This window comes from Marinobacterium litorale DSM 23545, from assembly GCF_000428985.1.
Lineage (GTDB): Bacteria > Pseudomonadota > Gammaproteobacteria > Pseudomonadales > Balneatricaceae > Marinobacterium_D > Marinobacterium_D litorale.
On sequence record NZ_AUAZ01000006.1, the window covers coordinates 50,323 to 64,172 of the forward strand.

The following is a 13,850-nucleotide window of genomic DNA, read 5'->3' on the forward strand; positions in this document are numbered from 1 at the left end:
GTGGTTCACGATCAGTAGAGCTCTCATCGATATTTCGAGTGACAGGCGCGGGCCATTTGCCAACAATACAGTCTGCGCCCACCCCTGCAATGAGGATTATCGATGCTCACTCTTCGCCTAAAACGCTTTGCGGAAAACCCCTGGGTCAATCTGCTTTCCGGCGTCATCCTGCTGCTGACATCCGGTCATGAGATCTGGGAAACCATCGACCATGGTTACTTCGGTGCCCACCATGGCGTAGCCATCTACGGTCTGATGAAAGTACTGCAGTCCTTTCCTCATATCGTACATGGCTCAGAGGAGGTTACGATGATCGTCAAGGACTGAGGTTCTAATGCGGGATACCAACGATTAAGGCGTTTCCGGTGAATAGTTGAAACTTTCGCTCCGGAACGCCTGGAAGGTAAACGCGGCCAGCGACAGAATACCCCAGGTCAGTCCCAGCACGACGCCCGCATCAACAATGCCTCGCCACGGCTGCTCCAACAAACGCACCACCATGACCAGCATGATAATACCGCCCGTTAAACAGAAGGTAACGATCTGCCGACGGCGCTGAGCGTGAAAAAATCCCATGCAGAATACCGGTGCCAGTATCACCCGAAGCGGCGTCACATTCCCGGACAGGTATCGGATTCGGGCGGCCACCCGAGGTGAGAAGTTCTGCTGAAAGCCTCGGTAACCCTCGGCAAACCCCATAAACCCCAGGCTAAAAGCTAAAGCGGCCCAGTGATACCAGGCGAAGCTCGCCATCGACATCTCCAATGCCATACTTCCCAGGCGATAGATCGCGCTGCCGAACAACAGGCAAATACCCAAAAATCCCCAGATCGCAGCTACAGCACCCAGCATTTTATCTTTTACTCCCACCGTAAAACGAACAGAGTGCGATTATACCGCTATCGCAGCACAACTTATATCCGACCTCGGTACCGGGAAATACGCGCCTGCGCATCCCTGCGACCGCGGCATACCGTACGTCCTGTACATAAAAAAACCGCCAGGCGATCCGGGGGGATAGCACTGGCGGTATCACTCACTGGGAGGCAAAGAGGCTTCAGGGAGTTCCATCTTCCCGTCGCCGGATCTCCTGTTACGGAATCAGTAGCCTTTCAGCTGATCGATATACTCCGGCAGGAACAGCGATATCTGCGGAATATACGTAATCAGTATCAGGAAGAAGAGCAGCAGGCAGAGCCAGGGCAGACAGGCCTTGATGACCCAGACCATATCCCGCCCGGTAATCCCGGCCGTCACGAACAGGTTGAGGCCCACCGGCGGTGTCAGCATGCCGATCTCCATGTTGACCACCATGATGATCCCCAGGTGGATAGGATCGATCCCCAGCTGGGTGGCGATCGGGAACAGGATCGGTGCCATGATCAGCAGGATCGCCGACGGCTCCATGAAGTTCCCGGCGATCAACAGCAGGATGTTAACAACAATCAGGAACCCCCAGGCCGGCAGTCCCCAGTTTACGATGACTTCCGCAATCGTATGGGGAATACGCTCGGTAGTCAGTACATGGGCGAACAGCATGGCATTGGCGATGATGAACAGCAGCATCATCGACACCTTGGAGGCATCGACCAGCACCTTACGCACTTCCGGGTGAGTCACAGACTTCGGCAGCGCCAACAGCATCAGGCCGGTGTTACGCGCCACCACGCTACCCATGCCCTCACCCTCTTTGCGCCAGGCCACACCCTTGAGCGGTCCAATATCGCGATAACCGACAACGGCAATCAGGAAGGCGTAGATGGCCGCAACGGAAGCCGCTTCGGTCGGCGATGCAATACCCCCATAAATGGAACCCAGCACAATCACGATCAGCATCAAACCACCCAGCGCAATCAGGCCGGAGCGTGCCAGCTGGCCAAAGCCGGGAAACGGCTGGGCCGGCAGTTTCATGATGCGAGCCGCGATGTAGATCGCAATCATCAGAATCCCGCCCATCATGATGCCCGGTACAAAACCCGCCATAAACATGCGAGACGCTGAAACCTCTGTCGCCGCCGAGTACACCAGCATCACAATCGAAGGCGGAATCAGAATACCCAGAGTACCGGCGTTGGCGATAACCCCTGCACCGAACGCCTCCGGGTAACCGGAGCGCACCATACCGGCGATGACGATGGAGCCGATCGCGGCCACCGTGGCCGGAGACGAGCCCGACACGGCCGCAAACAGCATGCACGCCATGACCGACGCCATTGCCAGACCGCCGCGCACATGACCAATGGCATCAACAGCAAAGTTGATTAAGCGCTTCGCCACACCGCCGGTGGACAGGAAAGCAGACGACAGAATAAAAAACGGTATCGCCAGCAACGTGTAGTGTTCGGAGGTTGCCTCAAACAGCTTCAGCGCAATCGACGCCAGCGAGTCGCTGGAAAACAGCAGAATTGTGGTGACGCTGGACAGACCCAGCGCGATCGCGATCGGCATCCCCATCAGCATGCAGCCGAACAGGAGAATGAAGAGCATAGCAGTGGTCATGAGCGGCCCTCCTTCTGTTCCGACTCTTTCAGTTCGTTGGCAATATGCATGCTTTCCTCAGCTTCATCGGCAAAGTGGAAACCGTCAGCCTCCCCTTTGATCACCATCCAACCCAGCTGCAGGAAACGGATAATCAAAAGCACAAAGCCGATAATCAGAATTGTCGAGACCGTCCATTTCGGGATCGGAATATCCTCAAGTTCAATACCGATCATTTTCATCTTCATCACATATTCCCAGGAACCGATCAGGAACAATGTGCAATAGCCCAGGCAGAGAGCGACGGCAAAGACAGTGACCGCACGATGCACGCCCCTGGGTAGCATTTTGACGAAGACATCGACGCCGATATGAGCGCCTACTTTCACGCCATAGGAGGCGCCGAACAGGACAAACCAGCCGGACAGCAGCAAAGTGGCTTCCTGTGCCCAGTGAATGCCGGCATTAAAACCGAAGCGTGCAACCACCTCGGCGAAGACAAGAAAGGTCATGCTGACCAGAAGCAGCGATAAAACCGCCTCTTCAATCTGCGTGACAAGATTACGAAGTGCCATAACTGAACCTCAAAAGTTCGGAGCGCATAACGGCTGCGGACGTACAGGGGAGACCCCGGCCTTTCCTCTACATCCGTTGCAGCGCAGACCCTGGGGTAGTAGACCGGGTATCAGGCGACACCCGGTCTGATGACGAGAATGATCAGTTGTTGGAGGCCGCAGCGGCTTCGATCAGATCCGCGCCGATCTCATCTTCAAACTGCTTCCACACCGGCTTCATCGCCTCAACCCACTTGGCACGCTCGGCATCGGTGATCTGGATCACTTCAGAACGGCCGGAGTCGATGATTGCCTGGCGATCTTCCATCGCTTTACGTTCAGAGATGTCGTTGCCATACGCGATCGCTTCATCCAGCGCTTTTTTCACTTCGGTGCGCACATCAGCATCCAGGCCTTTCCAGAACTCGGCAGAGGTCACTACCATGTAGTCCAGCAGACCGTGGTTGGACTCAGTGATGTAAGGCTGTACTTCGTGGAACTTCTTGGAGTAGATGTTGGACCAGGTATTTTCCTGACCGTCGATCGCCTGAGTCTGCAGCAGTGTGAACACTTCGGAGAACGGCTTTTTCAGTGGCACCGCATCCACAGCTTCGAACTGAGCCTGGAGTACGTCGGAGGTCATGATGCGGAACTTCTTACCCGCAGCATCTTCCGGGGTGCGCATCGGTTCGCCGGCTGAAAGCTGCTTCATACCGTTATGCAGATAACCCAGGCCGACCAGCCCGCGCTTTTCGAGAGAAGTCAGCAGTTCCTGACCGGTAGCGCTCTGCTGGAACTTGTTAACCGCTTCCATGTCTTTAAACAGGAACGGCAGATCAAAAACCTGGAGTTGCTTGGTGTACTTCTGGAACTTGGACAGGGACGGCGCAGCCATCTGAACATCGCCCAGCAGCATCGCTTCCAGCACCTTGTTATCGCCAAACAGCTGGGAGTTGGGGAATACGGAGACGGTTACTTTGCCATCCAGGCGCTCCTCGACCAGCTCCTTGAAGCGCATAGCCATCTGGCCTTTTGGCGTATTTTCAGCAACCACGTGGGAAAACTTGATTTCGATGGGGGCTGCAGTGGCTACCTGAGCACCGAGGGTCAGAGCAACTGTGGTTACGGCAGCAGTCAATAGACGCATTGGACTTCTCCTGTTATCGCGGTTTTATCCGGTTATCGTTTGCTTGTAGTTATTCGCCACTCTTTGGGGAGGAGTGATCGTCCCCGGATTAAGCAACCGCAGTGCCAACCCCGTTAAACACCAATCACCTTTAGCATTTAAGCCCTTTAAAACAACGACTTAAAAACAAACATTTTTTAACTGGCTCGACTAGATTTTTACTCAAGCCATATTGAATCGGCGGATTTCCACACATCGATCCTGGATAAATGAGCGGGTTCTCGCCGCAACCGGCGGATGTACAAAAGTGACTCAAAAGACAGACATAGTGACTCAAAGCAAAAGAGTGTTGTCATTTCGCCGCATCCGGGGGATTAACAGTTGAATCACGCGATGAATTTGCGCAACATGCTGTAATCACCGTCGTATAACAAAATCAAGCGGAACCCCTGAACAGTGAACAAAGCCGTTTCTATTCAGACCAAGGTCAATCTCTCTCTGGTACTCGTGTTCCTCGTGGTCTTCGCCAGTTCGTTGACAGCGATCTACCGCAGCGAATCCTCGCTGAGTCTGGATGTAGCCGAGTTCACCACCCAAGCAACCGCCGACTCCTACTTTGACAGCATCAACATGCTCATGCTCAGCGGGGCCATGAATAACCGGGGGGTTCTGCAGCAGAAAATCCTGAGTAACGAGTCACTGATCGAAGCCCGCATCATTCGCGGTAAAGGCGTCTCGGACGTTTACGGCCCGGGGACTGAAGATTCGGTCATTATGGACGAGCTGGATCGGCGCGCGATGGATGGTGAGCATATCGTCAAGGAGTTTGACGACGACGAAGGTCACCGCCTGACCGTCGTCACGCCCATGAAAGCTTTATCCGACTACAAGGGTACCAACTGCCTGCTCTGCCACCAGGTCGAAGAGGGTACGGTTCTCGGTGCGGTACGTGTGACCTACGACTTCGCCCAGATCGACAAAGAGATCATGATTAACCTGCGCAACGTCGCGATGGTGGAACTGGGTCTGTTTATCGGCGGCATCCTGATCATCGGCCTCCTGCTGCGTCGTATCGTGGTCAGCCCGATCAACGCCCTGGCCGACACGATCCATGAAATCGAGCGTAACTCTGACCTGAGCCGCCGTATCGATGTAAAATCGCAGGACGAGATCGGCCGCATGTCCCAGGCGTTTAACTCCATGCTTGGCAACTTCCAGAGCAGTATTCAGCACGTGAATGATACGGTGCTGCGCCTGACAAGCTCGAGCAGCCAGATCAACGAAATCGCGCTACGCGCCATTGAGGGAGCCAAAGGCAACCAGATGCAGACCAGTTCGGTCGCATCGGCCATGGAGCAGATGGAAGCAGCAACCAAAAGCGTTGAAGCCAGCGCCGAAAGTACCGTTTCCGCCTCCGACCTGGCCCTGCAGGAAAGCACGGAAGGCACCCAAGTTACCGAGCAGGCGATTCAGGCGATCGAAGCACTGAAATCCAGCATTGAGCAGGCCACCGGCGTGATCGAGCGACTCGATTCGCAAAGTCAGAACGTGGGCACCGTGCTTGAGGTGATTCAGAAAGTGGCGGAACAGACCAACCTGCTGGCACTGAACGCGGCCATAGAAGCGGCCCGCGCCGGTGAGCAGGGCCGAGGCTTCGCCGTAGTGGCCGACGAAGTCCGCACGCTGGCGAGCCGTACCCACAACTCCACCGAAGAGATCAACAAGATCATCAGCGATCTGCAGATCGATGCCAAGGAAGCGGTGGGCGTCATGCGCACGGCACTGGATGGTGCCGGAAACGGTGTGGAGCAGGTCAAGCGTACCGCGCATGCACTGAGCAACATTGCTGAGGAGGTTCGTGTTATCAACGATATGAACCACCAGGTGGCGAGCGCGGTGCGCGAGCAGACTCAGATGGCCTCTTCGGTAGAGCAGAGCATCACCGAGATCAACTCCAGCACGGAAACCACATCAAGCCGAGCGCAGGAGCTGTCCAACGTGGCAGAGCACTTGTCCGACCTGTCCAAGCAACTGGAACAGATGGTGAGTCGCTTTAAACTCTGATCACCGGCTCCCGGCACGCCCCAAAACAGAAAGGCGGTTGGCGATTGAGACAAATGTGTCGAAATCCGCCAACCGCCTTTTTCGTATCTCAAAGCGTTATTTCGCGCCTGAGGACAACCGTTTCAGGGCTTATAATCGCTTTTATCCAAGCCGTATTTTTTCATTTTGTCGTAGAGCGTCTTGCGTGGCAGACCCAACGAGTGAAGCGTATCCTTGATCGAACCGCCATGCCGCGAAAGCTCCGTATGGATCAACATCCGCTCGAACTGCTCAACCCGCTCCGGCAGCGTGAGACCCGCTCCATTACCATCCTCGGTAATCGGGCGGTTATCGAAATCGAAGGTACAGGACTCACCCAAGAGCACATAACGCTCAGCCAGGTTACGCAGCTCACGCACATTACCGGGCCAGTCATGCATCATCAAACTCTGCATCCGCTCCGGTGACAGTTCAATCACCTCACGTCCATAGAGTGCTGAAGCCACCAGCGTAAAATGCTGAAACAGCAGCGGCACATCTTCGCGGCGCTCTCGCAGCGGTGGTATATCGATCCGGACCACATTCAAGCGATAGTACAGATCTTCGCGGAACTGCCCCTCCTCGGCCAACTGCTTCAGGTCTACCTTGGCAGCCGCAATGATGCGCAGGTCCAATGGAATCAGCTTGTTGGAACCCAGGCGCTCAATGGCACGCTCCTCCAGTACCCGCAGCAGCTTGATCTGCAGCGACATCGGCATGCTCTCGATCTCATCGAGAAACAGCGTACCCCCGTTGGCATGCTCGAACTTACCGATACGCCGAGTTTTGGCATCGGTGAATGCACCTGCTTCATGGCCGAACAGCTCGCTCTCGATCAGGTTTTCCGGTACCGCGCCGCAGTTGATCGCGACAAAGTTTTTCGAGCGGCGGGGGCTGCGCTCATGGATATAACGCGCCAGCAGATCCTTACCGGACCCGGTTTCCGCCAGAATCAACACATCAGCCGGTGTCTCTGCCACGGTTTTGCAGAGCTGACGCAACGCCTGCACCTGAGGGGTATTACCGACGATTCGCGGACCCGGCGCACTCTGGCTCTCCAGCTCTTGGCGCAGACGGCGGTTTTCCAGCGTCAGCCGGCGCTTATCGGCGGCACGGCGCACTGTATCAAGCAGAAAATCAGACGCGAAAGGCTTCTCGATAAAGTCGTAGGCGCCATCCCGAATGGCGCTGACTGCCATGGATATATCACCATGACCGGTAATCAGGATCACCGGCAGCTCCGGATCGACATCGCGCACCTGACGCATCAGCTCGAGACCATTCAGCCCAGGCAGGTTTATATCGGTCACGATCACCCCGGGCCACCCCTGATCAATCAGTTCGAGCACACCCTCAGCGCACTCCAGAGTCTGGACGTCGTAACCATCCAGCTCCAGTGTCTGCCCGGCCGCAAGGCGGATATGCTTTTCATCGTCGATCAGCAGGACCGGTACCGCCGCCTGATCAGTATTGGTCATTCTGTTTCTCCGAAGATCCCGTGGCGTGAGATGTGTCCTCTCCCGTCGGTAACTGAATCGTGAATACCGCACCGCCCTCTGGATGGTTTGCCACACTCAGATGTCCGCCCATCGTTTGCACAATCCGATGGGAGATCGACAGCCCCAGTCCCAACCCCTGTCCCGACTTCTTGGTGGTGTAAAAGGGCTCAAACACCCGGGCCTGATCCACTGCCGGAATGCCGGGTCCGTGATCACGCACGGACAGTTCGATCCAGTGTGAGTCCCGCGCCAGGGTTACATCGATCTGTCCATCCGCCTGCCCCTCCATCGCATGCAGGGCATTGGAGAGCAGATTCACCAGCACCTGTTCCAGACGCAGACTGTCGCCGCGCACATAGATCTCACCCAGATCCTCGGGCCAGTTCACCACCACTCTGGCTTTTTCGAACCGCCCGTACATCAGTGACATGGCTCCATCCCGCACGCTCTGCAGGCAGACGCGCTCAGCAGCGCCACTGCTTTTGCGGGCAAACTCTTTAAGGGGGTGGATAATGCGGCTCATGCGCTCGGTAAGTGCTCCGATCTCCTGCAAATTTGTATCCACCGTTTCCAGTCGATCCCGAGCCAGAAATGCGCGAGCATTGTCGGCGTAGTTACGGATCGCGGTCAGCGGCTGATTCAATTCGTGGTTGATACCGGCGGACATCTGTCCGATCACCGCAAGCTTGGCGGTTTGGATCAATTCATTCTGCGTCCGCCCATGTTGCTCCATCTCCTCGACCAGTTTGGCGTTTGCGCGACTGAGATCGATGGTCCGTTCCTGCACACGGGTTTCCAGCGCCTCCTGGGCGGCCTTCAGCTGGCGCTCCTGCTCCTTGCGCTCGGTCAGATCATGAATGGTCACAATAAAGTGTCGGGAGCCGGCCAGCGTCATCCGGTTGATATTCAGCTCCAGCGGCAATCGACTGCCATCCTGACGCAGCCCGGTTGCCTCAATCGACAGCAGGTCCGGCGTTTCCGGGTCATCCGCCAGAATATGGCGCCAACATAGCGCCCGGTCAGCCTGTGCCAGCAGCTGACTGAAGTAATGCCCCCTGATTTGATCAATGGCAAAGCCAAACAGTTTCTCCGCGGTGGGATTGATCGACTCAATAGATCCACTGGTATCCAGCATCACCAACCCCGCGTGGGTGTTATCGATGATCGCACGAACCCGCGCTTCGTTCTCCTCCAGTGCCATCATCTCCCGTTGCTGAAAACGTGCCCGCTCCTTGACGATGCGCCGGCGCGCCAACAGGAACAACACCAGCAGCGCCACTGCGGCGGTGCTAAAGCCCATCATCAACACACTGCGCAGCATGCTGTTTTCCACCGGCTCCAGGCTCGCCAGCACTGAAACATGCAAACCGAAACCAGGCACCTGTTTGCGCTGCAGCAGGAACTGCCGCGGCTTCAAGCCATCAAGCGCTTCATTCTCAATATGCCGGCTGTCCAACAGCGTGATCAGCTCGCCCCCACTGTCGAGCTGTTCCCGCTTGAGAATCTCAAGCTCCGTCAGCTCGTAGTTACCGTAACGCAGACTGGAAACAATGCGCTGCATCTCCTGCTGAGATAAGGGCTGCAGAGAACGAAACTTCCAGTCCGGGCGCGTCGAGATAAAGATAATGCCGTCGGAATCGGTAACCAGCAGATCGATCAGCGGGTTGCTCCAGTGACGCTCTACATCATGTAAATCGACCTTGACCACAACGACACCCACGATCCGCCCGTCCTGATGCAACGGGTAGGAGAAATAGTAGCCGCGTTTATTGGAGGTGGTACCCAGCGCGAAATAGCGCCCTTCCTGACCCTCCATAGCATCCTGAAAATAGGGACGAAAGCTGAAATCGCGGCCGATGAAGGTGGTATCCGAACGCCAGTTACTGGCCGCGACCGTCACCCCTTCAGCATTCATCAGATAGACATCCGTGGTGCCGATAATCCCATTAACCTCCTCCAGGTAGCGACTGGCGCGCTCCAGTATGGGGTCGCCCAGGGGCGCGGTCACAGCTGAGTGTAACTCCGAGTGAGTGGCCAACAGATGGGGCAGGTCTTTGTAGCGATCCAGCTTCTGCTGAAGGCTCAGCATGTAGCGGTCGAGATGGGATTCGGCACTGCGCTGCAGCTCGTCAATCGCCTGCTGTCGACTGACCACACCGGTCTCCACCAGCAGCAGGACAAACAGTGTCAGCAGCAGTGTAATCAGTAGTGGTCTGTATGCCCTCAGCGAACTGACGGGCCTGCCGGTATCAACCGCCATAACCACGGCATCTCCCCATCTCGCTTCCTGCATGACTTGAAATTGGCTAGGCTGAATCTTACTTTAGTCGCGCCACGCCGAACAGGCGCATCTCCTTTCAGCCAGAGATCAAGCATGCATAAACGAACCAAGATCGTCGCAACGCTCGGCCCGGCCACCGATAAACCCGGTGTGCTGGAACAGCTCATCCGCGAAGGCGTCAACACCGTGCGCCTCAATTTCTCCCATGGCAGCGCCGATGATCACCGCCAGCGTGTTCTGGCCGTGCGCGAAGCCTGCCGCAAGCTCGGTGCCTCAGTTGCCACGCTGGGCGACCTGCAGGGGCCCAAGATCCGTATTGCCCGCTTCGCTGAAGGCCCGATTCAACTGGAGGTCGGGGACCCGTTTGCCCTTGATGCCGCTTTAGAAACGGAAGCGGGCACACAGACCGAAGTCGGTATCGACTACAAGGCGCTCCCGGAGGACTGCCGTGAGGGCGATATCCTGCTACTGGACGATGGCCGGGTTCAGCTGCGAGTGACCGGCATCAAAGGCTCTCGGATCGAGACCGAAGTCACCATCGGCGGCAACCTTTCAAACAATAAAGGGATCAACCGTCAGGGGGGAGGCCTGTCGGCGGCGGCGCTGACCAACAAGGATCGTTTCGATATCAAGGTCGCAGCGGAGCTCGACCTGGACTACGTTGCGGTCTCGTTCCCCCGCAGCGGCGCCGACCTGGAAGAGGCCCGCCACCTGCTGGATGAAGCCGGCAGCCGGGCCGAGATTATCGCCAAGGTCGAGCGTGCAGAAACGGTCGCCACGGCTGAAGCGCTGGATGAGATTATCCTCGCCAGCGATGGCGTCATGGTGGCGCGGGGTGACCTGGGGGTTGAGATCGGCGATGCGGAGCTGATCGGCGTGCAAAAGCACATCATCCGCCGTGCCCGCGAACTCAACCGGGTCGTAATAACCGCCACTCAGATGATGGAGACAATGATCACCAGCCCCATGCCGACCCGGGCCGAGGTGTTCGATGTGGCGAACGCGATTCTCGATGGCACCGATGCCGTAATGCTGTCCGCGGAAACCGCGGCAGGTGCCTACCCGGTGGAGGTTGTACAGGCGATGAGCCGGATCTGCCAGGGCGCAGAGAAACATCAGCTGTCGCGCCCGGCGCCCAGCGAACCGGAAACACCCTGTTCCAGCACTGACGAAGCGATCGCCCGGTCCGCCATGTACACAGCGAACGGATTGCCAACCATCAAAGCGATCATCTGCCTGACCGAATCCGGCTCCACGCCGCTGTGGATGTCCCGTATTCGCTCTGGCCTGCCGATCTACGCGCTGACCCGCAACGAACAGACCATGCGCCGCGTCGCACTCTACCGCGGCGTGGAGCCGATGTTTTTCGATGCAACGGCCGTAAGTGAGGCAGCACTCAACAAGGAGCTGCTGGCTGGGCTGGAAGCGGCCGGCAAGATCACCAGCGGTGATACCGTCCTGCTGACCCGCGGGCAGACGCTGGGCGTACACGGTGGCACCAACTCCATGCAGATCATTCAGGTACCCTGACGCATGCGGATCGCTGAACAGCTGGCCGGCGAGCTCAACGTCGGTATCAATCAGATCAACGCTACCCTGGCGTTACTCGATGAAGGGGCCAGCGTCCCCTTCATCGCCCGCTACCGGAAAGAGGCCACCGGCGCACTGGATGATACCCAGCTGCGCCAGTTGCATACCCGTTTAGGCCAATTGCGTGAGCTGGAGGCACGCCGGGATACGATCCTCAGCCAACTGACGGACAGCGGTCATCTCACCGATGAACTGCGCGGTGAGTTGCTGGCAGCGGATAACCGCACCCGACTGGAGGACCTCTACGCGCCCTACCGCCCCAAACGGCGCAACAAAGCCCAGGAGGCACGCGAAGCGGGTCTTGAGCCGCTGGCACGCCAGGTTCTGGAACACCCCGAGCGTGACCCCGCGGGCCGCGCTGGTGATTATCTCTCACCCGAACATGGGCTGGATTCACCGGACGCCGTACTGGAATCGGTTCGTCATCTGCTGATTGAACAGCTCAGCGAATCGGCCGATCTGCTGGAAACACTGCGCAGCAGACTCTGGTCTCAGGGCGAGCTCAGCACCCGTGCCAGTCGTGGCAAGGCCGACCCGGACAGCAAGTTTCGCGACTACTTCGAGTATGCCGAACCGATCGGCCGCATCCCCTCCCACCGGGCTATGGCCATCCTCCGGGGCGAGCAGGAAGGGATTCTCAAGTACAAACTGGAGTTTCCGGACAGCGATAGCACCCGGGGCATCGACACCGTTCAACGCCATTGGAAGCTGCGCGCTCCCGGACCGTGGATGCAACGCACGCTGGAACAGGCCTGGTCACGGAAGCTGCAACCGCAGCTGGAAACCGAACTGGTCAGGCGTCTGCGTGAGGCAGCGGAGGCGGCCGCAATCGATGTATTCGCGCGCAACCTGAATGATCTGCTGCTGGCACCACCGGCCGGAGGCCGGGCTACAGTAGGGCTGGATCCGGGCCTGCGTACCGGGGTCAAAGTCGCGGTCGTTGATGCGACCGGGCGACTGCTGGAGCACACGACCATCTATCCGCACGCGCCACGCAAACAGTGGGACGCCAGCCTGGATCAACTGCGCGCACTTTGCCGCCGACACAGTGTGGAGCTGATCGCCATTGGTAATGGCACCGCGTCCCGGGAAACCGAGCAGCTGGCCCGCGAACTTTCACAGAAACACCCCGAGCTGGGCGTTCAGCCGGTGGTTGTCAGTGAAGCCGGGGCGTCGGTCTATTCGGCCTCGGAACTGGCCGCGAAGGAGTTTCCGGATCTGGATGTGAGTATCCGGGGCGCCGTGTCCATTGCCCGTCGTCTGCAAGATCCATTGGCTGAACTGGTCAAGATCGACCCACGCTCCATCGGTGTCGGTCAGTATCAGCACGATGTTAACCAGACTCAGCTCAGTGGTGCTCTGGATGCCGTCGTTGAGGATTGCGTCAACCATGTGGGAGTTGATCTGAATACCGCATCCAGCCCGCTGTTACGCCATGTATCGGGGCTCAACACCAAGCTGGCGGATAACATCGTTGAGTACCGTGACGAGAACGGTGCCTTCAAAAACCGCCGTGAGCTACTCAAGGTCAAACGGCTCGGGCCCAAGGCGTTTGAGCTCAGCGCCGGTTTTTTGCGCATTCGTGATGGCGAGGAGCCACTGGACAACTCCGCGGTACACCCGGAATCCTACCCACTGGTGGATCGCATTGCGGCTGCCGCCGGAGTCGACCGCTCAGCGCTGCTGGCCGATGCCGAACGCCTGAATGGCCTGGACCCGGAGCATTTCGTTCGAGAAGGATTTGGCCTCTATACGGTCAAGGATGTCTTCACGGAGCTGGAGAAGCCCGGTCGCGACCCACGCCCCGAGTTCCGGTCGGTGGCGTTCAAGGAGGGCGTCGAGACCCTGGGGGATCTGGCCCCGGGTATGTCACTGGAAGGCGTGGTGACTAACGTGACACACTTCGGAGCATTCGTTGATATCGGTGTCCATCAGGATGGCCTTGTGCATATCTCGGAGCTGGCAGACCGGTTTATCAAGGACCCGCATGAGGTTGTCAGTAGCGGACAGATTGTGCAGGTGCGGGTACTCGACGTGGATGAGCGACGCAAGCGTGTCAGTCTGTCCATGCGGGCCCAGCAAACACCGCCCAGGGGAAAGCCTGAGCGCACGCAAACTGCCAGCTCCGCAAAGCCCGGGGCACAGCAACCTGAAGGGAGCCTGGCGGCACAACTCAAGGCCGCCGGTCTGCGCCGTTAATCATCTGCGGCGAAAAAACGATCAGGCATGGCTCATCATCC

At 57.7% G+C, this 13,850-nt stretch carries 10 protein-coding genes; 4 read left to right on the forward strand and 6 right to left on the reverse strand.

The features are described 5' to 3' along the window. The first annotated feature begins 102 nt into the window (after positions 1–102). The gene (locus tag G403_RS0106760; RefSeq protein ID WP_027853323.1) at positions 103–327 is read left to right on the forward strand and encodes a hypothetical protein; all 225 of its coding nucleotides are present in this window, start codon (positions 103–105) and stop codon (positions 325–327) included. A gap of 24 nt (positions 328–351) precedes the next feature. Here G403_RS0106760 and G403_RS0106765 read toward each other — a convergent pair whose 3' ends face one another. The 4 genes from G403_RS0106765 to G403_RS0106780 all read right to left on the reverse strand — a co-directional run bounded on the left by G403_RS0106765 (position 352) and on the right by G403_RS0106780 (position 4,179). Continuing rightward, positions 352–852, reverse strand: coding sequence for a hypothetical protein (locus tag G403_RS0106765; RefSeq protein WP_027853324.1), 501 nt, complete (start codon positions 850–852; stop codon positions 352–354). Positions 853–1,101: 249 nt separating this feature from the next. Continuing rightward, complete coding sequence (locus G403_RS0106770; RefSeq protein ID WP_027853325.1) at positions 1,102–2,499, reverse strand: TRAP transporter large permease; 1,398 nt, start codon at positions 2,497–2,499, stop codon at positions 1,102–1,104. Next, positions 2,496–3,053, reverse strand: a complete 558-nt coding sequence (locus tag G403_RS22465) for a TRAP transporter small permease (RefSeq protein ID WP_036232878.1) — start codon at positions 3,051–3,053, stop codon at positions 2,496–2,498. Before G403_RS22465 ends, G403_RS0106770 begins: the two co-directional genes overlap by 4 nt. A 142-nt stretch (positions 3,054–3,195) precedes the next feature. Next, complete coding sequence (locus G403_RS0106780; protein ID WP_027853326.1) at positions 3,196–4,179, reverse strand: TRAP transporter substrate-binding protein; 984 nt, start codon at positions 4,177–4,179, stop codon at positions 3,196–3,198. A 435-nt stretch (positions 4,180–4,614) separates the two neighbouring features. Between G403_RS0106780 and G403_RS0106785 the strand changes: the two genes are divergently transcribed. Further along, positions 4,615–6,222 (forward strand): methyl-accepting chemotaxis protein, encoded by a 1,608-nt coding sequence (locus tag G403_RS0106785; RefSeq protein ID WP_027853327.1) that lies wholly within the window; start codon positions 4,615–4,617, stop codon positions 6,220–6,222. A 122-nt stretch (positions 6,223–6,344) separates the two neighbouring features. Here G403_RS0106785 and G403_RS0106790 read toward each other — a convergent pair whose 3' ends face one another. Continuing rightward, on the reverse strand, positions 6,345–7,718 hold the full coding sequence (locus G403_RS0106790; RefSeq protein WP_027853328.1) for a sigma-54-dependent transcriptional regulator: 1,374 nt from the start codon (positions 7,716–7,718) through the stop codon (positions 6,345–6,347). Then, a complete protein-coding gene (locus G403_RS0106795; protein ID WP_051298653.1) occupies positions 7,705–9,999 on the reverse strand; it encodes an ATP-binding protein in 2,295 nt (764 codons plus the stop codon). The genes G403_RS0106790 and G403_RS0106795 overlap by 14 nt, the downstream gene beginning before the upstream one ends. Positions 10,000–10,113: 114 nt before the next feature. On the opposite strand from G403_RS0106795, the gene pyk reads away from it, so the two are divergent. Next, entirely contained in the window at positions 10,114–11,550 is a 1,437-nt protein-coding gene (gene pyk, locus G403_RS0106800) for a pyruvate kinase (RefSeq protein ID WP_027853330.1), read from the forward strand. Between the two features lie 3 nt (positions 11,551–11,553). Next, entirely contained in the window at positions 11,554–13,809 is a 2,256-nt protein-coding gene (locus G403_RS0106805; RefSeq protein ID WP_027853331.1) for a Tex family protein, read from the forward strand. The last annotated feature ends 41 nt before the right edge of the window (positions 13,810–13,850 follow it).

Bases quoted from the DNA above. Each gene is read 5' to 3' on its own strand.
- G403_RS0106805 (WP_027853331.1), top strand. From the start codon at position 11,554: ATGCGGATCGCTGAACAGCTGGCCGGCGAGCTCAACGTCGGTATCAAT.
- G403_RS0106780 (WP_027853326.1), bottom strand. From the start codon at position 4,179: ATGCGTCTATTGACTGCTGCCGTAACCACAGTTGCTCTGACCCTCGGT.
- G403_RS0106790 (WP_027853328.1), bottom strand. From the start codon at position 7,718: ATGACCAATACTGATCAGGCGGCGGTACCGGTCCTGCTGATCGACGAT.
- G403_RS0106760 (WP_027853323.1), top strand. From the start codon at position 103: ATGCTCACTCTTCGCCTAAAACGCTTTGCGGAAAACCCCTGGGTCAAT.
- G403_RS22465 (WP_036232878.1), bottom strand. From the start codon at position 3,053: ATGGCACTTCGTAATCTTGTCACGCAGATTGAAGAGGCGGTTTTATCG.
- G403_RS0106765 (WP_027853324.1), bottom strand. From the start codon at position 852: ATGCTGGGTGCTGTAGCTGCGATCTGGGGATTTTTGGGTATTTGCCTG.
- G403_RS0106795 (WP_051298653.1), bottom strand. From the start codon at position 9,999: ATGGCGGTTGATACCGGCAGGCCCGTCAGTTCGCTGAGGGCATACAGA.
- G403_RS0106770 (WP_027853325.1), bottom strand. From the start codon at position 2,499: ATGACCACTGCTATGCTCTTCATTCTCCTGTTCGGCTGCATGCTGATG.
- pyk (WP_027853330.1), top strand. From the start codon at position 10,114: ATGCATAAACGAACCAAGATCGTCGCAACGCTCGGCCCGGCCACCGAT.